19 protein-coding genes are annotated in these 25064 nt (G+C 43.2%); 9 read left to right on the plus strand and 10 right to left on the minus strand.

Annotated features, from left to right (window positions below; all coding sequences use genetic code 11):
• Positions 1-186: 186 nt before the first annotated feature.
• From VRUMOI_RS10415 to hrpB, 5 genes are all read right to left on the minus strand, one after another.
• On the minus strand, positions 187-549 hold the full coding sequence (locus VRUMOI_RS10415) for a YacL family protein (RefSeq protein WP_089138468.1): 363 nt from the start codon (positions 547-549) through the stop codon (positions 187-189).
• Between the two features lie 233 nt (positions 550-782).
• Positions 783-3380, minus strand: coding sequence for a bifunctional aconitate hydratase 2/2-methylisocitrate dehydratase (acnB, locus tag VRUMOI_RS10420; protein ID WP_089138467.1), 2598 nt, complete (start codon positions 3378-3380; stop codon positions 783-785).
• A 288-nt stretch (positions 3381-3668) separates the two neighbouring features.
• Complete coding sequence (locus VRUMOI_RS10425; protein WP_408646271.1) at positions 3669-5945, minus strand: patatin-like phospholipase family protein; 2277 nt, start codon at positions 5943-5945, stop codon at positions 3669-3671.
• A gap of 117 nt (positions 5946-6062) precedes the next feature.
• Entirely contained in the window at positions 6063-8435 is a 2373-nt protein-coding gene (mrcB, locus tag VRUMOI_RS10430) for a penicillin-binding protein 1B (protein ID WP_089138466.1), read from the minus strand.
• A 90-nt stretch (positions 8436-8525) separates the two neighbouring features.
• On the minus strand, positions 8526-11045 hold the full coding sequence (gene hrpB / locus VRUMOI_RS10435) for an ATP-dependent helicase HrpB (RefSeq protein WP_089138465.1): 2520 nt from the start codon (positions 11043-11045) through the stop codon (positions 8526-8528).
• Between the two features lie 76 nt (positions 11046-11121).
• Here hrpB and sfsA point away from each other — a divergent pair, with 76 nt between their 5' ends.
• The 7 genes from sfsA to panC all read left to right on the plus strand — a co-directional run bounded on the left by sfsA (position 11122) and on the right by panC (position 17165).
• Complete coding sequence (gene sfsA, locus VRUMOI_RS10440; RefSeq protein WP_089138486.1) at positions 11122-11847, plus strand: DNA/RNA nuclease SfsA; 726 nt, start codon at positions 11122-11124, stop codon at positions 11845-11847.
• A gap of 136 nt (positions 11848-11983) precedes the next feature.
• Complete coding sequence (gene dksA, locus VRUMOI_RS10445) at positions 11984-12433, plus strand: RNA polymerase-binding protein DksA (RefSeq protein ID WP_089138464.1); 450 nt, start codon at positions 11984-11986, stop codon at positions 12431-12433.
• 106 nt (positions 12434-12539) lie between these two features.
• A complete protein-coding gene (gluQRS, locus tag VRUMOI_RS10450; RefSeq protein WP_089138463.1) occupies positions 12540-13418 on the plus strand; it encodes a tRNA glutamyl-Q(34) synthetase GluQRS in 879 nt (292 codons plus the stop codon).
• Positions 13419-13549: 131 nt separating this feature from the next.
• Positions 13550-14938 carry a polynucleotide adenylyltransferase PcnB gene (pcnB, locus tag VRUMOI_RS10455; protein WP_089138462.1) on the plus strand — a complete coding sequence of 463 codons (1389 nt, stop codon included), beginning with the start codon at positions 13550-13552 and terminating at the stop codon, positions 14936-14938.
• The gene (folK, locus tag VRUMOI_RS10460; protein ID WP_089138461.1) at positions 14935-15420 is read left to right on the plus strand and encodes a 2-amino-4-hydroxy-6-hydroxymethyldihydropteridine diphosphokinase; all 486 of its coding nucleotides are present in this window, start codon (positions 14935-14937) and stop codon (positions 15418-15420) included. The genes pcnB and folK overlap by 4 nt, the downstream gene beginning before the upstream one ends.
• 33 nt (positions 15421-15453) lie before the next feature.
• Positions 15454-16248 carry a 3-methyl-2-oxobutanoate hydroxymethyltransferase gene (gene panB / locus VRUMOI_RS10465; protein WP_089138460.1) on the plus strand — a complete coding sequence of 265 codons (795 nt, stop codon included), beginning with the start codon at positions 15454-15456 and terminating at the stop codon, positions 16246-16248.
• 29 nt (positions 16249-16277) lie between these two features.
• Complete coding sequence (gene panC, locus VRUMOI_RS10470; RefSeq protein ID WP_089138459.1) at positions 16278-17165, plus strand: pantoate--beta-alanine ligase; 888 nt, start codon at positions 16278-16280, stop codon at positions 17163-17165.
• A gap of 95 nt (positions 17166-17260) precedes the next feature.
• Here panC and VRUMOI_RS10475 read toward each other — a convergent pair whose 3' ends face one another.
• Both VRUMOI_RS10475 and VRUMOI_RS10480 read right to left on the minus strand, forming a co-directional pair.
• Positions 17261-18031: an ABC transporter permease gene (locus tag VRUMOI_RS10475; RefSeq protein ID WP_089138458.1), complete on the minus strand. Its 771-nt coding sequence runs from the start codon at positions 18029-18031 to the stop codon at positions 17261-17263.
• Positions 18031-18984 (minus strand): ABC transporter ATP-binding protein, encoded by a 954-nt coding sequence (locus tag VRUMOI_RS10480; protein WP_089138457.1) that lies wholly within the window; start codon positions 18982-18984, stop codon positions 18031-18033. Before VRUMOI_RS10480 ends, VRUMOI_RS10475 begins: the two co-directional genes overlap by 1 nt.
• 93 nt (positions 18985-19077) lie before the next feature.
• On the opposite strand from VRUMOI_RS10480, the gene can reads away from it, so the two are divergent.
• On the plus strand, positions 19078-19749 hold the full coding sequence (gene can / locus VRUMOI_RS10485) for a carbonate dehydratase (RefSeq protein ID WP_089138456.1): 672 nt from the start codon (positions 19078-19080) through the stop codon (positions 19747-19749).
• A gap of 151 nt (positions 19750-19900) precedes the next feature.
• Here the strand turns inward: can and hpt are convergent, their stop codons facing one another.
• Positions 19901-20431, minus strand: a complete 531-nt coding sequence (hpt, locus tag VRUMOI_RS10490) for a hypoxanthine phosphoribosyltransferase (RefSeq protein WP_089138455.1) — start codon at positions 20429-20431, stop codon at positions 19901-19903.
• Between the two features lie 306 nt (positions 20432-20737).
• On the opposite strand from hpt, the gene VRUMOI_RS10495 reads away from it, so the two are divergent.
• Positions 20738-21346, plus strand: a complete 609-nt coding sequence (locus tag VRUMOI_RS10495; protein ID WP_089138454.1) for a TetR/AcrR family transcriptional regulator — start codon at positions 20738-20740, stop codon at positions 21344-21346.
• Between the two features lie 111 nt (positions 21347-21457).
• On the opposite strand, the gene lpdA is transcribed toward VRUMOI_RS10495, so the two are convergent.
• Positions 21458-22885, minus strand: a complete 1428-nt coding sequence (gene lpdA / locus VRUMOI_RS10500; RefSeq protein ID WP_089138453.1) for a dihydrolipoyl dehydrogenase — start codon at positions 22883-22885, stop codon at positions 21458-21460.
• Between the two features lie 275 nt (positions 22886-23160).
• A complete protein-coding gene (gene aceF / locus VRUMOI_RS10505; RefSeq protein WP_089138452.1) occupies positions 23161-25050 on the minus strand; it encodes a pyruvate dehydrogenase complex dihydrolipoyllysine-residue acetyltransferase in 1890 nt (629 codons plus the stop codon).
• Between the last annotated feature and the right edge of the window lie 14 nt (positions 25051-25064).

Here is a 25064-nt window from a genome sequence, read left to right on the forward strand (position 1 = left end):
ATGCATTCCTTTAACATTTACATTGCTTTCAAGTTGCGTGCCAACTTTTTAAGCTATTGATATATATAGACTTGAATGCAAGCGGGGATTTAGGAGGGAAATTAGTCGCACCATTACAGTGCGCTTAATTCACAAGAACGAAGCAGAATAAAAAGAATATAAATAAAGAGAAGAGTAAAAGGTAAGCTAACGAATAAATGCACGCCAAGAATGCAAAACTTGTTCAAAATCTTCAATGCCGCACCAAGATTCACTTTCTTCATCATAAGCAGAAAGATCATCATCAAACTGTTCATCTTCTAAACTTAACAAAAGGTTAGATGAAATGTGAACCTCATTTTGTTCCAAAAATAAGCTCCAATCTTGCCCTAACAACCGCCATTCTTGGTTAATATTTCTTTGTGCACCAACTTGTAGCAAGACATGATCTAACTTGGCAATATCGCTGCCAACTTCTTCAATCAACCAATGACCAATGGCTTCATGTCCAGAGGAGAACACCACACGGTAACTGCCGTCTAATGTGTTTTTCTTAAATTCAAAGTCCATAACGGAACACTTTTTATTGTTTAGGAAGGTATCAATAGTTTACTTGGTAACGATAAAAATTGCGACATAGCGAGTAACGAGTAACGAGTAACGAGTAACGAGTAACGAGTAACGAGTAACGAGTAAATTTTGTAAATAGAGGAAAAGGAGTCAAGATCTCTTTTCTTTCTAAACAAAAAAACCGCTGACTCATCATCAGCGGTTTTATAACATGGCGAGATTAACTCAAGAACTTATGCTGGCCCTTGGAAAATCACGGTATCGGCTTTATCTGTGTAGTGCTTCATCTTATGGAAGTTCAGATAGCGGTATGTATCGGCTGCTGTGGCATTAATTTGCTCAGCATAGCTTAAATACTCTTCTTTAGTCGGAATACGACCAAGAATTGCACCGACTGCGGATAACTCAGCAGACGCTAAGAATACATTTGCACCATTACCCAAGCGGTTCGGGAAGTTACGAGTGGAAGTCGACATCACCGTTGATTTCTCGGCAACTCGCGCTTGGTTCCCCATACATAATGAACACCCTGGCGTTTCAATACGTACCCCAGCACGGCCAAAGATACCGTAGTAACCTTCTTCCGTTAGCTGATCTTTATCCATCTTAGTTGGTGGCGCAACCCATAGGCGAGTATCAAGTTCACCTTTGTGTTTTTCCAGCAACTTACCGGCGGCACGGAAGTGACCGATATTCGTCATACAAGAACCAATGAATACTTCATCAATTTCAGTGCCTTGTACATCAGAAAGTAAACGGGCATCATCCGGATCGTTTGGCGCACAAAGAATAGGTTGGTCAATCTCAGCCAGATCAATTTCAACCACATGAGCATATTCAGCGTCTTTATCAGCGCGCATTAACTCAGGCTTCGCTAACCACTCTTCCATTGCTTTGATACGGCGCTCAATCGTACGAACATCACCGTAACCTTCAGAGATCATCCACTTCAGCATCACGATATTTGAATTTAAGTATTCAGCAATCGATTCTTCTGACAACTTAACGGTACAACCGGCAGCCGAACGTTCAGCTGACGCATCAGAAAGTTCAAATGCTTGTTCAACCGTTAAGTGCTCAAGACCTTCAATCTCGAGTACGCGACCAGAAAATTCATTGATCTTACCGGCTTTTTCAACCGTCAGTAAACCTTGTTGAATGCCGTAGTAAGGAATCGCATGTACTAAATCACGTAAGGTAATACCTGGCTTCATTTCGCCTTTAAAGCGCACCAATACTGACTCAGGCATATCCAATGGCATCACGCCCGTTGCCGCAGCAAACGCCACCAAGCCAGAACCTGCAGGGAATGAAATACCAAGTGGGAAACGTGTATGTGAATCACCACCAGTACCAACCGTATCAGGTAGTAGCATACGGTTTAACCATGAGTGAATGATACCGTCACCTGGGCGAAGTGATACCCCACCACGGTTCATAATAAAATCAGGTAGTGTGTGGTGAGTATTCACATCAACCGGTTTTGGATAAGCAGACGTATGACAGAAAGACTGCATCACAAGATCGGTTGAGAAACCTAGACAAGCCAGATCTTTCAACTCATCACGAGTCATTGGGCCAGTGGTATCTTGCGAGCCTACTGTGGTCATTTTTGGCTCACAGTATGTACCAGGACGAACGCCTTCAACACCGCATGCTTTACCCACCATTTTCTGCGCCAGAGTAAAGCCTTTATCAGAATCCGCTACTGGTACTGGACGACGGAATACATCTGAAGGCTCAAGGCCTAAAGAAGTACGTGCGCGATCCGTTAGACCACGACCGATGATCAATGGAATACGACCACCAGCTCGAACTTCATCGTAAAGTACGTCGGTTTTCAGTTTAAAGGTTGAAATGACTTCATCGGTGCCATGCTTACATACTTTTCCTTCGTGAGGATAAATATCAATCACATCACCCATGTTCATTTTAGAAACATCAAGTTCGATAGGCAGTGCACCCGCATCTTCCATAGTGTTAAAGAAGATTGGCGCAATTTTACCGCCTAGGCAGAAACCACCAGCACGTTTATTCGGTACGTATGGGATATCATGCCCCATAAACCAAAGCACGGAGTTAGTGGCTGATTTACGAGAAGAACCGGTACCCACAACATCACCAACGTAAACTAATGGGTGACCTTTTTCTTCTAATTCTTGAATTTGTTTAATTGGACCAATATTACCCGGTTCGTCAGGGTTAATACCTTCACGCTCATTTTTTAGCATCGCTAATGCATGAAGTGGAATATCAGGACGAGACCATGCATCCGGTGCTGGAGACAGGTCATCAGTATTGGTTTCACCCGTTACCTTAAAGACGGTTAATGTTACTTTATCTTCAAGTTTAGGTTTATTCAGGAACCATTCAGCATCCGCCCATGACTGCATCACTTCCTTAGCGTATTCATTACCTGCTTTCGCTTTTTCTTCCACATCATGGAAAGCATCGAACATCAATAATGTTTGCTTAAGGGCTGTTACTGCAATCGGCGCAAGTAGCTCATCATCTAAAAAGCTCACTAGCGGCTCGATGTTATAACCACCTTGCATTGTGCCTAGTAGTTCAGCGGCTTTTTCGCGAGAAATTAATGGAGATTCAGCTTCGCCTTTCGCGACAGCAGTCAAAAAACCAGCTTTAACATAAGCCGCTTCATCAACACCAGGTGGGATACGATTAACAAACAGGTCAAGAATAAACTCTTCTTCACCTTGAGGTGGATTTTTCAGTAGTTCTACCAAAGCAGCGACCTGCTCTGCGTCTAAAGGTTTTGGGACAATTCCTTCAGCGGCACGCTCTTCGACGTGTTTACGGTAGGCTTCAAGCACGACTCATTCCTCTCTTTGCGGTCTACCCTCTTATGTATGATAAAGAGTAAACATCCTTGGAAATTTGGCTTCCTGCCCATGTTTTATTATGAATTAGTGTTATGGCTGATTCTTAATAATCGAATACGGTCGGAGCCAAAATGTTAGTTGGAGAATAACAAATTTAACCAAAAATTAAAATCTAACGAGTTTGACCAAGCTAGCAAAGTGAAACTAAAGTTGCTGAAAAACTTGGCCAAACACTGCATTTTATTCTATTTAGTCCGTTCAATGAGGTCATAACATTCTCTAGAAAGTTGAACCCACGATTAAATAAACCGATTGATAGCCTTCTTCAGTCTGACCATAAGACAAAATAATTGGCCCGATTGGAGAATCAACCCCGGTGAAAACCGAGCCGGCAAGATACATTGAGTCGGTATCCCATTTTTTATCAGCATCATTCCACACACCGCCATATTCGAGCGAACCACCGAGATAAACGGGTGACTTAAACAAGCCAAAGTCATTATCAAACCATTTATAACGATACACTAAACTGGTATAGGCTTTATTTCGTCCCAATAAGCTATCTCGAGGAATGCCCGATAAATTCAAAAAACCACCGAGCTCTTTAGGATCGATCGGTAAAGTGGAATTATCACTATCAACCACGCCATAATCAAAACGCCCAACTAATGAGTGTTTTTGGTAACTTTTGGCCACCATTAAGGTTGTGGTGACTTCAGTCACTTGATCATCTTCTGCATCATCATACTGATCAAACGAATACAGGTATTCCGCATCAGCGTAGTAACCTTGCGTAGGAAAACTAAAATCATCCAGAGTATCTAACCGGTAGCGTGCGTAAATGCCTTGGCGAGTGTAGTTGGTCTCACCCAATAACGGTAAACCCGTTAAACTGGTATTGCCATCGGTATAACGTATCCCAAAACGCAACTCTTGCCATAACGTTGGCTGATACCCTACCGCTAAGTCACCGACTAATTTCACGTAATCAATGGGAAATGCGTTATCGGTATCCGATAAATGTACGGCACTATCTTCGCTCCCTGTCGAACTCCCAAACCCTTCAGGAACAAAGAAACTCGACTTTTCATCACTGTAGATTCCGGAGACGGATAAAAAGTAATTTTGGTCATAAGACAAGGGGACATATAACTCAAGCCCAAATAATTTATCGGTCCCGATTTCAAGGTTAGAACGCAACTCTGCACCGGTATCCCCTAAGTCGGTAAAATTACTGGTTAAGCCAATAGAATACTTGCTCGAGTTTTTGAAGTTGTCCTCCATAAAGAAACGAAAATCGAGGTAATTTGGCCCCCATTCTTTTTCATTCACTTGAATATTTAAGTCAGTGGTACCGTCACCATTATCTTGATAATCGTAGGAAACTCGCTCAAAACGATCTAACGCATAAAGATCACGAACCTTTTGCTCGATTTCTTCACTGGTATATTCCTCACTACTTTTAATATCTAAACGGTTAAGCAAAAGCTTCTCATTGTAATGACTTTTGTTCTGAATATGGATTTGCTTAATTTCAAGTTCGGCGCCACTTTTCACCATTCTACGTTTCGCGAGCTTTTGAGCTTGGTAAGCAGAATAGTTATCAGCACTGATAGAGAGCTGACTTAATAAACTTTTTTGTGCTTCAGCGGCTTCATAACCAAGTCCATAAGCTTCTGGCATTTGTGAAAAGTCGGTGGTGCTCATCTTACCAACCGCAGGTTTGAGCAATACATCATTAGGGGTTAATAGTAGAGTTTGATCTTGAGTGCTACGACGAACTAAGTAGTTAGATAGCTGGTCACCCACACTCAAAAACGTACTTAATTGCTCTTCGGTTTTATAATCGGTACTGATATCGACCGCAATAATAATATCTGCGCCCATGGAGCGAGCAAGGTCAACTGGCATATTATTAGTAACGCCACCATCAACCAACAACATTCCTTTGTATGGGTAAGGAGGAAGTGCTCCTGGTACAGACATGCTCGCCATCATGGCATCAACAATCTCACCATCTTTAAGAACGACAGGCTCAAGATTAACAATATCAGTAGCAACCGCTCGATAATGTACCGGGAGATCATCAAAGGATTTGAAGGCAGGTAAATTGCCAGTACTTTGGCGCAAGATTTGCAGCATATTCTGCCCTTGAACCACCCCTTTAGGGACTTTGACTTCAAGCCAGCGCAATCCAAGATCGGTATGTAATTGATAGCGGTCGTCATATTCTTTGTCTCGAACACGACGTTCACTACGATTGACTCGGTCGTTATAACCCGTGTTCCAATCAATGCTCTTTATTGTGTCTTGTATTTCTTGGGCGCTCAGACCGAGAGCGTACAAACCACCAACGTAAGATCCCATGCTGGTTCCCGTCACAATATCAACCGGAATATGCATTTCTTCTAACGCTTGCAACACACCAATATGCGCGGCACCTTTTGCACCACCACCAGCAAGCACGACTGCAATCGTAGGACGAGTAGAACCATCAAGCATCACTTCTTGAGCACTAGCAGATAAACACGCGAGTGGGAGCGTCGCTAACCCCAGTAAAAAACGAACAAGTTTCAACAAAACATCCTTATAAATATTGAACCGCTGGTCTTCATATGCCCAAGTAACTTGGGCATATCAACATTTAACCACAACTTATAGAAAATACCGTGATTAAAAATCAAAGAGCGATTTTAACCAGCGAGAAGGGTTGTTTTTACATTGATCTTTTAAATCACCATTAATGTCCCATTGCGGCAATTCAATATCCCCACCACAATCAGGCTGATAACCACCGGCTTGGGTTTGCTCAAAATGAGTTGTCACAATCTTGCTCGGCCACGGCAAGGTTAAACGTTCCGGTGCTCGCTGAGCAAGGTAATTTGCATACGTTCTCAGTGAACCACTTGCCCCCGTTAATTTGGTTGGTTTGTTGTCATCACGCCCCGTCCAAATAGTGACTACTTCTCGGCCATCGACCCCCACAAACCAACTGTCGCGACTATCATTACTGGTACCGGTTTTCGCGGCTAACATTGCCCAACCGTATTGCCCTTGCAATGAGCGGCTTGTTCCTTCGCTGACAACCTTTTTCATAATATAAGTCGTTAACCACGCCGCTTGTTGGGGCACTTGTTGTGAAGCTCGAGGAATACTCTCATATAACACATTACCATCCACATCCATCACGGTTCTTAATGCCGTTAACGGTGCTCTTTTACCTGAATTAGTGATGGTCTGGAACATTTGTGACACTTGATACGGCGTTAACGAATAAGCCCCTAAAAACATCGATGGAACCGGACGGATTTCTTGTTTATCGACCCCTAATTTAGTCAAGGTATCGATGACCGCGGGAATACCAAGCTTCATACCAAGATTAACCGTTGGCACGTTTAACGAGTGCGCCATTGCTTGATACAAAGGGACTTCGCCACGGAATTTACGATCATAATTTTTTGGCGACCATTTCTTACCTTGCTTATTGGTTAACGTAATCGGCTTATCATCAATGGTAGTACCTAGATTGTACTTTTCTGGTTGTGCTAACGCCGTTAAGTACACCGAAGGTTTGGCTAACGATCCAATCTGACGACTCGCGCTTAGTGCACGGTTAAACCCATCAAAGCCACTGTCTCGACCACCGATCATAGCGCGAATTTCACCCGTTTGACGGTCTACCGCAACCACTGCCGTTTGCAAACCTTTCCCCGAACGTTGCTCGAGTTGAGGAAGTGTTTTATTCACCGCTTGCTCAAGATACGTTTGCGAGACTGGATCGAGTGTCGTAAACAAACGTAGCCCTGTATCGGCTTTAAACTTATCACCGACTTTATCTTTGAGTTCACGCTGCAATTGTTCAAAATAAGCCGGCTGACGCTTACCTAAATGAGGATTCTCCTGCAGATCCAGCTCTCGACTCACCGCTTGGCTATATTGTGAAGCCGTTAAGATATTTTGCGTCATCATGAGCTCTAGTACTAAATCACGACGTTCTTTGGTTCGCTCAGGGTGACGAATTGGATTGTAATAGGATGGCCCCTTGACCATACCCACCAACATGGCTAATTGATCAATACGCAACTCTTGCAATGGTTGGCCAAAATAATATCGAGACGCCAAAGCAAAACCGTGGATCGCTTCACCACCATTTTGTCCTAAATACACCTCATTTAAGTAGGCTTCTAAAATTCGATCTTTACTAAATCGGTAATCTAAGATCACGGCGATATAGGCTTCTTTAAACTTACGCCATAAGGTTTTTTCACTGCTTAAGAATAAATTTTTCGCCAATTGCTGAGTTAAGGTACTGCCGCCTTGTACCGCACGGCCTGCGCGTAAATTGACGACAAAAGCACGAGCAATCGCCAGCGGTGACACGCCACCATGTTGATAAAAATCACGGTCTTCGGTCGACAGTAACGCCTCAACCATCGCTTCTGGGAATTGCTCACGCTTTAAGAATAAACGAGTTTCTTGCTTTTGCGCTTCCAGCATTCCCAACATTTTTGGCTCAATGCGTAAAAAACCAAGGTCGGCTTTCGAGTCCAACGATTGAATACGCTTCAAACCACTGTTATCAAAATATAACATCACATGGCGCGCCGGCTCTGGACCGTTTTCAAAAGTAAATGGACGACGGAAAAGCTCAATTTTTGTTGAAGAGGCTGAGTATTCTCCTTCACGCATCGGACTAGATACTTTCCGATAATTTAGGACATCGAGCTCCTGACGTACCTTGGTAATGGTTTGATTGCTTCCAGGCTCCAGGTTCATCACTCTGGCATACACCACGGTTGGCAATTCAAATAGCTGGCCTGAAAAACGTTGGGTCACCACACCATTAAGATAAAACCCCGCTGCGACCATCAATGCAAAAAAGACCAACCCGAGTTTCCAACCAATACTCCACAATTTTTGCAGTAATGATTTCTTCTTGGGTGGTGTTTTACGGCCTCTCGCAGGTCCGGCTTTACGAGGCGACTTAGTGGTTGATTTTGCTGTTGATTTACGACGAGTCGTCGTTGTCTTCTTTGGTGTGTTCAATGTTCTGCCTTTTTCTTTGCAATACCTAATGGTAATGCAACATCCGTGATGGCGGTCTTTCCGCCTGGTAATACGTAACCTGAAATCAGATTATTTAGGAAAATGTCGTTTTGTTTTAGTCGTTGCAACATGGTGAGCAGGATCATCTGGCCAAACATGCTTAGGATACCGTCCTTTCATTTCTTTCTGCACATCTTTATACGAACCTTGCCAAAACCCAGCTAAATCTTGAGTAATTTGTAACGGTCGTTGCGCTGGAGAAAGTAATTCTAACACTAGCTTTTTACGACCTTGAGCAATTAATGGAGAGTCCGATTCCCCGAACACTTCTTGCATACGAACCGATAAAATAGGCTCCGCACCGTCTTGATAGCGGATCGCTTTATTGGTTCCCGTCGGCAAACGATAATGAGTGGGCAACCAACGATCAATCTCTTGATTCAGCGGCCAGCCTAAATAGGATGACAGCGCTTGATACAAAGGAATGTTCTTTATCTTGGCGACACTCTCTATATCTACCATGTAAGGTGCAAGCCATTGTTCGAGATTTGCTAAAAGAATGTCATCGCTCATCACAGGCCAATCTTGCTCTGGCATCCATTCGATACCGTTTCTGATACGATTCAATAGGTTAATACTCACCTCATTCCACGGCAATACAGATAAGCCTTTACGACGAATATAATCTAACATTGCAGCTTGCTTTAGGGCCGGCGCGATATCCGTAATGGCTTGCTTATCTAAAACTAATGCCCCTAGACGACGTTGTTTTTCCGCACGGATCCCCCCCCTCGATTCTTGCCATTGGACATGCTCCAATCTTTCGATTTGCTCAGCAAATATCTGTTCAATTTGTTGCTTCTCGACTCTCACAGCACGAAAGATCTGACTAGACATAGAATGTGTGGAACGCATGATATCGATCGCGACGATCAAGTCATAGTCGACAGGATGTTTATGACTTAAGAAATAGTTCGCCAACACATGGCGCTCATCCATTGTCGCACCGTGACCATTCGCCAGTAAAAACTGCCCCTGTCCACCAGAACGATGTTGAGCAATACGATCAGGAAACGCGAGTGCGGCGCAACTACCAATTAGCTGACTATCCACCAATGTCATATCAAATGGCACACCACAAGATCGACCGATTTGCTGGCAACGACGAGTTAACACGGAAGACTTATAATGGTGGCCTTGACTCCAGCGATGCCAATCATGACTCATATCCAAGCTATTTTTGTCCGGCTCTTCTAACATCGCCAGTGTCGCTAACGCAGTCTGATAATAACGTTCACCTAACTCTTTTGCTCGCAATAACATCGAGGCAAAACGAGGCTCTACACCTAACGATTGACTTTGCAATCCGTGGGAGGTGAGTTGATGGTGAGAATTTAATAACCCTAGCTGTTGAAGTAATCCTTTGGCTTGTTGCAAGTTCGATTGCGGTGGCAGATCTAACCAAGACAACTCATCAGCCTGAGTCGCCCCCCAAAACATCAATTCCATCTGCAAGCTAATTAAGTCGCTATGTAAAATTTCAGCTTGAGGCACTAATGGTTGTTGCTTAAGCGCTTCTTGGCTATACAAACGAATGCAAACTCCCGGTTCCAGTCGCCCTGCTCGCCCTGCACGTTGCTCAGCCGAAGACTGAGCGATCATCGATTGTTCCAGTCGAGTAATGCCGGTTTTAGGTTCAAATTTTGCTACTCGCTCTAACCCCGAATCCATCACCATGCGAATACCTTCAATGGTTAAACTGGTTTCGGCAATATTGGTCGCTAATACCACCTTGCGTCGCCCTTGAACGCTCGGAGCAATCGCTTTTTGTTGCGCTTTCACCTCTAATTGCCCATACAAAGGACACACATCAATTCCTTGCTCCGCCATACCAAGCGCTTCAAGATTAGAAGCCAGTTGACGAATATCGCGCACTCCGGGTAAAAACACCAACATCGAGCCTGATTCTTTTGCCAACCACAACGGGACCAACTGAGTTAACCGTGGCACTAAATATTGATTGGCGGCTAAAGGCGCATAATGGTAGTCAATTGGGAAGCCGCGCCCATCCGATTCGATGTAAGCAGCTTGTGGCAGCAACGTTTTCAACGCTTCATGATCCAAGGTCGCCGACATCACTAAAATTTTCAAATCATCACGCAAGGCTTGTTGTACTTCCAAACAAAAAGCCAACGCGGTATCGGCATGAAGACTACGCTCATGATACTCATCAAAAATCACCAACCCTACCCCAGTAAGTTCAGGATCACTTTGGAGCATGCGCGTCATCACCCCTTCGGTAACAATTTCTAACCGAGTTTGCTGACTTACTTTCGACTCACCTTTCACTCGAAAGCCGACGGTTTGACCAACGGTTTCTCCCAATTGCCTTGCTAAATAATGAGCAATATTTCTGGCCGCTAAGCGACGCGGCTCCATCATGATGATTTTACCTTGTAACCCAATGTCATCGCGGTCTGATTGCAATAACACTTGAGGAAGGTAGGTCGATTTCCCAGCGCCTGGAGCCGCTTTCAAGATCACTTGTGAATGAGTGCCTAACGCCGACAATAAGTCAGCAAGAACAGAAATGATAGGAAGCTGTGACAAGGGTAAATCCTTATGTCATGATGAGTTGGTGACGATTCTACCCAATAAGCTTAATGCCATCAAAATAAAGGCCATCATGATTTTTTCTCCCCCTTTGCAATCTGCCACCTTAATCAAACGCTATAAACGCTTTCTTGCCGATGTCACCTTGCCGAACGGTGACATCAAAACCATACATTGTGCCAATACTGGTGCGATGACAGGTTGCGCGGAGCCGGGTAATCAAGTGTGGTATTCAACATCCGATAACCCTAAAAGGAAATACCCCAACAGCTGGGAATTATCAGTAACTCAACAAGGCGATACTATCTGTATCAATACTGCAAGAGCGAATGGATTGGTTGTCGAAGCCATTGAGCAACAAAAAATCCCTGAGTTGGTTGGGTTTGAGATACTACGTACTGAAGTGAAATATGGCCAAGAAAATAGCCGCATTGATATCTTGTTAGAAGGGTTGCCCGCTGCCCCTGAGCGGCGTTGCTACATTGAAGTCAAAAGCGTGACCTTATTGCAAAACGAACGAGGGATAGGACAAGGGTTCTTTCCAGATGCCGTCACCACTCGCGGACAAAAACACTTACGGGAATTAATAGAGATGGTCGAGTCTGGTCATCGAGCAGTACTTTTTTTCGCTGTTTTGCATTCAGGCATTGAAAAAGTCTCTTGTGCCCACCATATAGACTCAAATTATTCACAACTTTTAAAGCAAGCAAAAGAAGCTGGAGTGGAAGTTCTCTGCTACAAAGCGAAACTATCACCCCAACAAATAGAATTGAGTTCATCCATTGAATTTATTGACTAAACTTTGTTAAAAACAAAATCTTGTTATTCGGATTCACATTCAACAATCTATTTGTTTGCCAAGCAAGATTCTTTCTGCTATATGTACCGCCCTTATTAACCAGCGATTGGTTAAAAAGAGCAAGTAGGAGCGCTGTATGCCAGAACTAACCAAGAAAAAAACGCTAGGCATTCTAGCCATTGCGGGTGTTGAACCATATCAAGAGCAAGCTGGTGAAGAGTACATGTCACCAGAGCAAATGGCTCACTTTACAAAAATTTTAAAAGCATGGCGTGATCAGCTTCATGAAGAAGTGAATCGCACTATGAGCCACATGAAAGACGAAGCTGCAAACTTCCCGGATCCGGTTGACCGTGCATCTCAAGAAGAAGAGTTTAGCTTAGAGTTGCGTAACCGTGACCGCGAGCGTCGTCTTATCAAGAAAATTGAAAAAACACTGCTCAAAATCGAAGACGATGACTTCGGTTTCTGTGAATCTTGCGGCATTGAAATCGGCATTCGTCGTTTAGAAGCAAGACCAACAGCGGATCTTTGTATCGACTGTAAAACCCTCGCAGAGCTAAAAGAAAAGCAAATGCAAGGTTAATAACACCATCAAAACCGCCCCTAAAGTTTAGGGGCGGTTTTTTTGCTATTCATTTTTAGCGAAAATCGGCTTTTGCTTTAGATAGAGAGTTACTTGGGTATATATCATGTCTACCTATATCGGTCGCTTTGCCCCATCCCCTTCCGGACCGCTGCATTTTGGCTCACTTGTCGCCGCTCTTGGCAGCTACTTTCAAGCTAAATCTCATCAAGGACAATGGTTAGTCCGAATTGAAGATCTCGATCCTCCTAGGGAAATGCCGGGGGCTGCAAGCTTAATTCTATCTACGTTAGAACATTATGGTTTGCATTGGGATCAATCCGTGATTTACCAAAGCCAACGCCACCAACGTTATCAAGAGCAAATTGAAACTTGGTTACAATCAGGACGCGCTTATTACTGCCAATGCACTCGTAAACAAATTAAACAATCTGGTGGGTTTTATTTGGGTACTTGCCGAAAAAAAAACATCATCAATAGTGAAAATTGCTCAATACGTCTCAAAGTGGATGATGCCATTGAACAATTCCACGATGAGAAACACGGTATCATCACCATTCCAAAACAATTGGCTGAAGAAGATTTTATTATCAAACGCCGAGATGGGCTCTTTGCCTACAACTTGGCGGTGGTGCTCGATGATATCGACCAGGGCATCACTCAAGTGGTGAGAGGGGCAGATTTAATCGAACCGACGGGACGACAAATCAATCTTTATCGTTATTTACAGCACCCTGAAGTGAGTTATGTTCATTTACCCTTAGCAGTCGATGCCCAAGGCCATAAATTATCCAAGCAAAACCATGCTCCAGCCGTTGATATTAAAAGCCCGAAGCAGACTTTAATGAAAGTAATGTCCTTTTTAGGCTTTACCCTTCCCAAGGATTTTGAGTCGGCCAGTATTGAACAAATGCTCGATTGGGGCACTCGTAATTGGCGCTTAACTCAACTGCCTAATGCACTAACACTAGATTCACCATTCTAAAATTGCTCTACCTAGGCTATCATTGGCGAAATTTTTAGCTTTGCTTTGAATATTTGTTCTCGCTGAAGAATTTACTCATCGCAGCATTACCAACACGACTGAGGTGGGTTATTTTCACTCAAGCTGCTAATTTGTGTCGTAAACTATTTACCAACACAAAATCAGACCAATCGAGCTCAGCGAAGAATAGCTCAAATGGAGACGTTAATCTGAACATTATCACTCGCCAAGAGCATACTATCTCGCGTGCACACATCAGTGACAACGCGCTGAAAGTGCTCTATCGATTACATAATCACGGCTACGATGCTTTTCTTGTGGGTGGAGGAGTACGCGACCTACTACTCGACAAAGAGCCGAAAGATTTTGATATTGCTACCAATGCAACCCCAGAGCAGATTAAGCAACTTTTTCGCAACTGTCGCCTAATTGGTCGTCGATTCCGCTTAGCTCATATCATGTTTGGTCGAGAAATTATTGAAGTGGCGACGTTCCGTGGCCATCATCAAGAACCAGAAAAGAATCAATCAGCACAATCAAAAGAAGGTATGCTGTTACGCGATAATGTTTACGGCACAGTGGAAGAAGATGCGGAGCGTCGTGATTTCACCATCAATGCCATGTATTACAACATTGCCGATTTCAGTATCCATGATTACGCCAATGGCGTGAAAGATCTAAAAGCTGGTGTGATCCGTATGATTGGCGATCCTGAAACTCGTTATCGCGAAGATCCAGTACGCATGATTCGTGCGATTCGCTTTGCGGCTAAATTAGATATGAAGATTGAGCCGAACACCGCCGCTCCCATTAAAGAACTCGCTCATTTAATGACAGGGGTTCCTGCTGCTCGTTTGTTTGAAGAATCCTTAAAACTACTGCAATCAGGTCAAGGTTGGGCAACCTACCAACTGCTGCGTGAGTTTGACTTATTCTCTAGCCTATTCCCTACCGTGGCTCAATACTTCACACCAGAACAAAACTCTGATGTCGAGCAAATGGTAGAAATCGCATTAAAGTCGACAGACAAACGCATTAATGAAGCTAAGCGTATTAACCCAGCCTTTATGTTTGCCGCTTTCTTGTGGTACCCATTACAAAAACGAGCACAAGAGCTTGCGGTTGAACGTAAGCTTAGTCAATACGACGCCATCATGATGGCGAGCAACGATATTTTAGATGATCAAGTTCGTCATTTAGCCATACCACGTCGCCATAGTGCGACCGTTCGTGATATTTGGCAGTTGCAACTTCGACTGACTCGCCGAACTGGCAAGCGTGCATTCCAACTGCTGGAATTAAATAAATTCCGGGCTGGCTTTGATATGCTCGAAATGCGTGGCAAAGTCGAGCAAGGCCAAACCGAAGCACTCGCTTTATGGTGGCAAGAATTCCAGGATGCCCCATCGGTTCATCGCCAAAATATGGTACAAGCGTTAGGTACACAAAAACCTACGGGACGTCGCCGTAAACGCCCAAATGCCAAGAAAAAAAGCACGAAACCAAAGGCTCAAGAATGATCACAGCCTACATCGCTATCGGCAGCAATTTAGCCGATCCAGTTGCACAAGCCAATAGAGCCATTGAAGCTTTACGTCATCACCCCCATATACAACTTATTACTTGCTCATCGTTGTATTCCAGTACGCCGATGGGCCCACAAGATCAGCCCGATTACATCAATGCTGTGGCTGAAATTCAAACCGAACTATCGCCTCTTGAATTACTCGATAACACCCAAGCTATCGAGCAACAACAAGGGCGAGTTCGCAAAGATGAACGTTGGGGTCCAAGAAGTTTAGACCTTGATATTCTTCTTTATGGCGATCAAGTGATAAATAACGAACGTTTAACTGTGCCTCATTACGGCATGAAAGTACGAGAGTTTGTAATTTACCCACTCAATGAAATTGCCCCTAATTTATCCCTCCCGGATGGGACTGAGCTCAAGTCGCTGCTCAACAGCGTCAACCGTAATGGGCTCTCGATTTGGCAAGCTTAAACCGATAAGTTTGTTGTTATAAAGGACTAAATAATGAAAAAAGTATCCATCAACACTTTACTCAAGTGGAAACAGGATGGTCGTAAGTTTGCGACATCAACCGCTTATGACGCTAGCTTTGCTCAGTTGTTTGAACAACAAGAAATGCCATTATTATTAGTTGGTGATTCACTCGGAATGGTATTGCAAGGTGAAGAAAGCACGTTACCAGTGACCATTGAAGATATTGCCTACCACACTCGCTGCGTGCGCGCAGGTAGCCCAAATTGCTTGTTATTATCAGACATGCCATTTATGAGCTACGCCACGCCAGAACAAGCCTGTGAGAATGCTGCAACCTTAATGCGTGCTGGGGCAAATATGGTAAAACTCGAAGGTGGCCGTTGGTTAATTGAAACCGTTAAGCAATTAACGGAACGTTCGGTGCCAGTATGCGCTCACCTTGGCTTAACCCCACAATCAGTCAATATTTTTGGTGGCTTCCGCATTCAAGGACGCGAGCAAGAAAAAGCTCAGCAGATCATTAATGATGCCATTGCATTACAAAATGCTGGCGCTCAGTTGTTAGTGCTTGAATGTGTACCAAGCTCACTGGCCAAGAAAATCACCGAAGAGCTTGATATTCCGGTGATCGGAATTGGCGCAGGCAAAGACACCGATGGTCAAATCTTAGTTATGCACGATATGTTTGGCATTTCAGCCAACTACATGCCTAAATTTTCAAAAAACTTTTTAACCGAAACCGGCAGCATGCAAGCCGCTGTTCAGCAATATATTCAAGATGTTGAAGCTGGGGTATTCCCTAGCCCTGAACATAGCTTTGAATAGTTTTGTGCTGATATAAGTAAGGAACAAGTATGCAAACTTTTGCCGATATTCTCTCATTAAGAGACCAGCTTAAAAACGTACGTCGCGATGGTCGTCGTATTGCTTTTGTCCCGACGATGGGCAACTTACACGAAGGTCACCTTACCTTAGTTCGCAAAGCACGTGAACACGCTGATCTAGTTGTGGTCAGCATTTTTGTTAACCCAATGCAGTTTGAACGTGCTGACGACTTAAATAACTACCCAAGAACATTAGAGGATGATCTTAGTAAATTAAATAGTGAAGGCGTCGATTTTGTCTTCACGCCAACCCCTGAAATCATCTACCCAGAAGGCCTAGATAAACAAACCTTTATCGAAGTACCTGGTTTATCACATATGCTAGAAGGCGCTTCTCGCCCTGGGCATTTTCGTGGTGTCAGCACTATCGTAACCAAGCTATTTAATATCGTACAACCTGATGTCGCTTGCTTTGGGGAAAAAGATTACCAACAGCTTGCAGTGATCCGAAAAATGGTTAGCGATCTTGCGTTAGACATTGATGTGATTGGCGTACCTACAGTTCGTGAATTGGACGGCTTGGCGATGAGTTCACGTAATGGTTTATTAAGCTTAAGCGAGCGTCAAAGAGCTCCCGTATTAGCGAGAACCATGCGTTGGATTGGTAGCCAAATCCGTGGAGGACGTGATGATTATGCCTCGCTCTTAGAAGATGGTAGCGATCAGTTACGTGCGGCAGACCTACAGCCTGATGAAATTTTTATTCGTGATGCTGCTAACTTACAATTACCGACCGAAGAAACCACTCAAGTTGTCATTCTTATGTCGGCTTTCCTAGGTAAAGCGCGCTTAATTGATAATCTCGTGGTTGAGCTGAATCCAAAAAATACTCAAGATAGCGATAATGAAGAAGAATAACCTCTTCGTTCATCTCTGATGTTTAGATAACATTTAGCCATAAAAAAGCCTGAATCATCACTTGATTCAGGCTTTTTCGTTTGTGTGTCTTTATATTAACTGCGTAGCCCGATACCCCGAGAAACCAAATAATAAGCAACACTATATAACGCCACAATAAACACAACTAAAACGCCAAATGAAGTGTAAATACCTACATCAGAAACGCCTAGGAAGCCGTAACGGAAGGCATTCACCATATAAACGATTGGGTTAATTTTCGATACGCCCTGCCAAAATTCAGGCAATAAGCTAATTGAATAAAACACCCCACCAAGATAGGTCAGTGGTGTTAGCACAAAAGTCGGAATAATCGAAATATCATCAAAGGTATCGGCAAATACTGCATTAATCAGTCCACCTAGTGCGAAGACTACTGAGGTAAAAAAGACCGTTGAGATAATGATAAACCAATGATGTACCTGTAAATCGACAAAAAATAGTGACACACCCGTTACCATTGCGCCGACCATTAAACCACGAGCGACCCCGCCCATTACATAACCACAAATTATAATATGATGAGGGACAGGGGCGACTAATAGCTCTTCAATATTCTTTTGAAATTTCGCACTAAAGAAAGAGGAAGCCACATTGGAATAAGAATTGGTGATTACAGACATCATAATCAGACCCGGAACAATATATTCCATATAGGTAAAGCCGTTCATATCACCAATGCGTGAGCCAATTAAATTACCAAAAATAATAAAATACAAGGTCATGGTGATCGCTGGCGGAACGATGGTTTGCACCCAAATACGCATAAAGCGGCGAATTTCTTTGGTGACTAAACTTTTAAAGGCAGTCCAATATAACTCAGCCATTATAGGGTTGCTCCTTGTGCTTGTTTTTTCTCAGCATTTGTCTTTTCACCATTGCGTACAATAGTGACGAATAATTCTTCTAAACGGTTAGCTTTATTGCGCATGGATAATACCTGTACCCCTTGAGCCGATAATTGCTCAAATACTCGGTTTAAACCTTGAGTCTTATCAATTTCAACTTCTAAGCTGTTTGGTGAAAAATGTGTGATATTCGCATCTTCGAGTACAGGCGATTGCTCACAATCTTGTAAATCTAAGATAAAAGTTTCAACGTGCAATTTATTCAATAACGATTTCATTGAGGTATTTTCGATCACTTCACCACGGTTAATAATGCCGATGTTTCGACAGAGCATTTCCGCTTCTTCTAAATAATGCGTGGTGAGAATGATGGTCACCCCTTCTTGGTTTATCTTCTTCAAGAACTCCCACATTGAACGACGAAGTTCAATATCAACGCCTGCGGTTGGCTCATCTAAAATCAACAATTTCGGCTCATGCATTAACGCACGTGCAATCATCAAACGGCGCTTCATCCCACCGGAGAGGTTTCTGGCACGCTCATTACGCTTTTCCCATAGATCAAGCTGTGAGAGGTATTTTTGAGCGCGCTCTTTGGCTAATGACACCGACACGCCATAATAACCAGCTTGCTGCATCACGATTTGCTCAACCGTTTCAAATGGATTGAAATTAAATTCTTGAGGAACTAAGCCTAATTGTTGCTTCGCTTTGACTAAATCAGAATCGATATCATAGCCAAATACTTTGACCTTTCCCGACGACTTATTGACTAAAGAGCTAATCACCCCAATAGTCGTCGATTTGCCTGCTCCATTTGGCCCAAGTAGCGCATAAAAGTCACCTTGTTCAACGTTCAATGAAACGCCTTTCAAAGCTTCAACGCCTCCGGCATAAACTTTACGTAACGCTTGTATTTCTAATGCATACATAATATTTTACCTTGAATTGATGATTTGATCACAAATCGGATTTGCTTTTTATCAGTCTTGTGTATAGTTAGGCAGATCAACGAGGAAGATAATATGCCAGATATTAAACAGTTATTCCAAAATAACTCAACTTGGGCTCAGTCGATAAAATCAGAACGCCCTGAGTTTTTCGCTAAATTAGAAGAATCACAACACCCTGAATATCTATGGATAGGTTGTTCGGATAGTCGAGTTCCCGCAGAACGTCTTACCGGACTCTATTCTGGGGAATTGTTTGTTCACCGCAACGTGGCAAACCAAGTTATTCATACCGATTTAAACTGCTTATCGGTGGTTCAATATGCCGTCGATGTGCTAAAAGTTAAACACATCATTATCTGTGGCCACTACGGCTGTGGCGGTGTTCAAGCTGCAATTGATAATCCAAACCTTGGTCTTATCAATAACTGGTTGCTGCACATTCGCGATCTCTACCTTAAACATCGTAACTGGCTTGCTCAATTTCCAAAAGATGAGTGGGCCAATAAGTTATGTGAAATTAATGTCGCAGAACAAGTTTACCACCTTGGTAACTCTACTGTGCTTCAACAAGCATGGGAACGTGGCCAAAAAGTAGAAATCCACGGTTGGGTATATGGTATTGGTGATGGTGTTCTCAATGACCTAGGTGTTCGATGCCACAGTCGTGAATCCCTTGAAATCTCTCACCAAGCTTCATTGGCTAAAATCCTAAATGAAGATAACCCTGATAAATTAAATATTTAGTCTCGGCATGCCCTATTGCCAAAGTGCTAATCAACAAAAGAGCGACCTATTGGGTCGCTCTTTTTGTTGCCAGTAATAAGAATACTGACTTTTGTTTCTCATCACCAATGATCTTCATTCATAATGAACATCACGGAGGAGAATGATCCATTTATTCTTGAGGTACAACTTTACCGATATAAGGTAAATGACGGTAATTCTGGGCGTAATCAATACCCACACCGACCACAAATTCATCTGGAATCTCAAAACCAATCCATTTAGCATCAACATGCACTTCGCGACGAGAAGGTTTATCAAGCAAAGTACAAATCTCAATCGAATTGGGTTCGCGAATTTCTAAAATTTCACAAACCTTACTTAAAGTATTACCGGTATCGATGATGTCTTCAACCAACAGAACATCTTTACCTTTAATATCATCATCCAAATCTTTTAAAATACGAACATCACGCGAGCTTGTCATGCTATTGCCATAGCTAGAAGCTGTCATAAAGTCGATCTGATGGTTTAAATCAATTGAACGAGATAAGTCAGCCATAAAGACATACGAACCACGCAGCAAGCCAACAATCACCAAATTTTCGGATCCTTGATAATGCTCAGCAATAGATTTGCCTAGCGCTTTCACTCGATCTTGCACGTCCTGTTCAGAGATCATTACTTCTACAGTGTGTTTCATATTTTTCTCAATATTTAGATTTTGTAGCAAAAGAAGTTCTGCATTAAGAGGCAAAACTTTAACGTCAAGCTACCTATTCTAGCACTGCAAGCCGCCAACGTTAACTTTTACCCGTCATAATCTACCTGATGATGGCATTTCAAGCAGATTGACACACCAATCAACAAGGGTAGACTTATTCATATAATAAATATAACAAACCTGACTATAATTATTTTTAGTGCGCTTATCCTATAATTGGAATCATCATACATCCAATGAAAATCGACAGTGATTCGTCGAGTGCGCTCATTCTAGGACTTTATAATGGATATGATAACAAAACGCCCAAGGACTCGGTTAAATCCTGAGAAAAGAAAACAGCAACTGCTCGATATTGGTATCGAAGTATTTGCTCGTCGTGGTATTGGTCGAGGCGGTCATGCTGATATTGCCGAAATCGCTCAAGTCTCTGTCGCGACAGTGTTTAATTACTTCCCTACTCGTGAAGATTTAGTTGATGCAGTATTAAGCGATGTCGAACAACATTTTTCTCGCTTTATCACTGACAACATCAACCCTGACCTTCCAGTCAAAACGAATCTACAAGCATTATCAGTACAATTAATCGATATCGTGCTTGATGATACACAATGGATAAAAATTTGGTTTGAATGGAGTACCTCCACCCGAGAAGATGTTTGGCCACTTTTTGTAGCCACTCACGGTCAGCACCAGAAGTTTTTCAAAGATCTATTTTCTGATGCCATTGAAAAGGGTGAATTATGCAATGACCATAAACCTGGAAACATTTCTAAACTGTTTCATGGCATCTGTTATTCTATTTTTGTCCAAGCTAATCGACGCCCCGACAAAGAATACCTAACTCAACTGGTGACAAGCTTTTTAGATATGCTGTGCATTTATAAAAAATAAACTTCGACACTCATTAATTAAATGAGTCATCGGAAAAAGAAAAAGAGCGGTACAGCACAAAACTGTATCGCTCTTTTTTATCGAGGCTCAATAGATATCGAGCCACAAAAATTACTTCTTACGCTTTACCGCTTTAGCATTTGGAAGGTCAGTAATTGTACCTTCAAATACTTCAGCTGCTAGGCCAACTGATTCATGCAATGTTGGGTGAGCATGAATAGTCAGAGCAAGATCCTCTGCATCACAACCCATTTCAATCGCAAGACCGATTTCACCTAACAATTCACCACCGTTAGTACCGACGATAGCACCACCGATGACACGGTGAGTTTCTTTATCAAAGATAAGCTTAGTCATACCTTCAGCACAATCAGAGGCGATAGCGCGGCCTGATGCAGCCCAAGGGAAAGTAGCCGTTTCGTAGTTGATACCTTCTGCTTTCGCTTCTTTCTCTGTTTTACCAACCCAAGCAACTTCTGGCTCAGTATAAGCAATCGATGGGATCACTTTAGGGTCAAAGTAATGCTTCTTACCCGCAATCACTTCCGCTGCAACGTGACCTTCATGCACACCTTTGTGAGCCAACATTGGTTGACCAACGATATCACCGATAGCATGGATATGAGGAACGTTAGTACGCATTTGCTTATCAACATTGATGAAACCGCGCTCATCTACCTCGATACCTGCTTTTTCAGCATCCATCAGTTTACCGTTTGGTACACGACCAATCGCCACAAGAACGGCATCATAACGCTCAGCTTCTGCTGGAGCTTTTTTGCCTTCCATTGAAACGTAGATACCATCTTCTTTCGCTTCAACTGCCGTTACTTTAGTTTCAAGCATTAGGTTGAATTTATCTTTGATTTGCTTAGTGAATACCTTCACTACGTCTTTATCCGCCGCAGGAATCACTTGATCAAACATTTCAACTACATCGATTTGAGAACCTAGAGAGTGGTACACAGTCCCCATTTCTAGACCGATGATGCCGCCGCCCATAACAAGCAGTTTCTTTGGAACTTCTTTCAGTTCAAGTGCATCCGTAGAATCCCAAATACGTGGATCTTCATGAGGAATAAATGGCAGTTTAATTGGGCGAGAGCCCGCTGCAATAATCGCGTTATCAAAAGTAACTGTTGTTGTTTCTTCACCAACGACTTCTAGCGTGTTTGCACCGGTAAATTTACCGAAACCATTTACAACCGTCACTTTACGCATCTTAGCCATACCAGCAAGGCCGCCAGTAAGCTGAGTAATAACTTTATCTTTCCAAGAACGAATCTTGTTAATGTCAGTTTGCGGTTCGCCAAATACTACGCCGTGAGCGGCCATCGCTTTCGCTTCTTCGATAACTTTAGAAACGTGTAATAGTGCTTTTGATGGAATACAACCCACGTTCAAACAAACACCACCTAAAGTGCTGTAACGTTCAACGATAACGGTTTCCAAACCTAAATCGGCACAACGGAAAGCTGCTGAATAACCAGCAGGACCTGCACCAAGTACCACGACTTGTGCTTTAATTTCTTTGCTCATTTTGACCTCGTTATAGTCATTTTATCCCTGACAAGCTGACGGTTCCCATTAGTACCAATGGCGAATAAACGGGAGTGAATTATCTATTTCAGAATTAAAGCCAGTTTATCGACTTGTTAACGCCCTGAAAAGCGATTCACGTTAGCCTGTGAGCTAGACAACATTCTTTTTTACTTGAGTCATATTACGTGAAAAATCAATAGCGTTTATCCACGTAACAGTAAAATCTTGTTCAAAAAAATAAGGTGGCCGCTGAGCCACCCTACTTAATTTAATTACAGTACCAAACGACGGATGTCAGATAGACAACCGTTTAGGTAAGTAATAAAGCGTGCACCCTCTGCACCATCAATCACACGGTGATCGTAAGATAGAGAAAGTGGAAGCTGTAGGCGTGGTTCAAATTCTTTACCATTCCATACTGGCTTCATTTCAGATTTAGATACCCCAAGGATACCCACTTCTGGTGCGTTAACGATTGGCGTAAACGCAGTACCACCGATACCGCCAAGGCTTGAGATCGTGAAACAACCGCCTTGCATATCAGAAGCCGTCAGTTTACCTGAACGTGCTTTCTTAGAAATAACAGCTAGCTCTTCAGATAATTCGTAGATGCCTTTTTTGTTTACATCTTTGAATACTGGAACCACTAGACCATTCGGCGTATCTACCGCGATACCGACGTTCACGTATTTCTTAAGAATGATGCTTTCGCCATCTTCAGACAGTGAAGAGTTAAACGCTGGGAATGCTTCTAGCGCTTTCGCAACGGCTTTCATGATGAACACAAGTGGAGTGATCTTCATGCCAGTGTCTTTCTTCGCTTCGATTGCGTTTTGCTCTTTACGGAACGCTTCTAGTGCAGTGATATCTGCATTATCCCACTGTGTAACGTGCGGGATCATTACCCAGTTACGGTGCAGGTTAGCGCCAGAGATTTTCTTAATCTTAGACAGTTTCTGTACTTCAGTTTCACCGAACTTGCTGAAATCAACTTTTGGCCAAGGTAGCAGACCAAGTGCGCTACCATCGCCATTGCCAGATGCTGCAGCACCAGACTCTAGACGTTTTAAGGCATCTTTCACGAAGTTTTGTACGTCTTCTTTCAAGATACGGCTCTTACGGCCAGTACCCTTCACTTTCGCTAGGTTAACACCAAACTCACGTGCTAAACGACGAACCACTGGAGAAGCATGAGCGTACTCATTGTTCTCTTGGAAATCATTAGACGCTGGCGCTTGAGCCGCTGCTGGAGCTGGAGTTGAAGCCGGTGCAGGTGCCGCAGCTTGAGCTGGAGCTGCCGCTTGTGGTGCAGGTGCTGCGCCAGCGACTTCAAAGATCATGATCAATGAACCCGTTGATACTTTATCGCCGGCATTGATTTTGATTTCTTTTACTACACCAGCAAATGGTGCTGGAACTTCCATTGATGCTTTGTCGCCTTCAACCGTGATCAAAGATTGCTCTTCTTCAACGGTATCACCAACTGCAACCATCACTTCGGTCACTTCAACTTCATCGCCACCGATATCAGGAACGTTCACTTCTTTTGCAGCTGATGCTGCAGGAGCTGCTGCTTCTTGTGGAGCCGCTACTGCTTGTTCTGCTGCTGGAGCTGAACCAGAGCCTGCCACTTCAAATACCATGATCAGTGAGCCTGTTGTCACTTTATCGCCAGTATTGACTTTAAGTTCTTTAAGCACACCTGCAAAAGGAGCCGGTACTTCCATTGAGGCTTTATCGCCTTCAACCGTCAGTAGAGATTGCTCTTCTTCAATGCTGTCGCCAATTGCCACCATGATCTCAGTGACTTCAACTTCATCACCGCCGATATCTGGAACGTGAACTTCTTTTAGTTCAGAAGCGGCAGGGGCTGCTGCTGGAGCCGCTTCTGCTTTTGGTGCTTCTTGTGCTGGAGCTGCAGCGGCTGCGCCTTCAGCTTCAAAGACCATGATGAATGAACCAGTTGAAACTGAGTCACCTACATTGATTTTAATTTCTTTTACCACGCCCGCTTGTGGAGCAGGTACTTCCATTGAAGCTTTATCGCCTTCAACAGTAATAAGAGACTGTTCTTCTTCAACCTTGTCACCAACGTTTACTAGAATCTCAGTAACTTCAACCTCATCGGCACCAATGTCAGGTACATTAATTTCGATTGTCATTATTCTTTCCTTTT

Source organism: Vibrio rumoiensis (assembly GCF_002218045.2).
In the GTDB taxonomy this organism is placed as follows: Bacteria; Pseudomonadota; Gammaproteobacteria; order Enterobacterales; family Vibrionaceae; genus Vibrio; species Vibrio rumoiensis.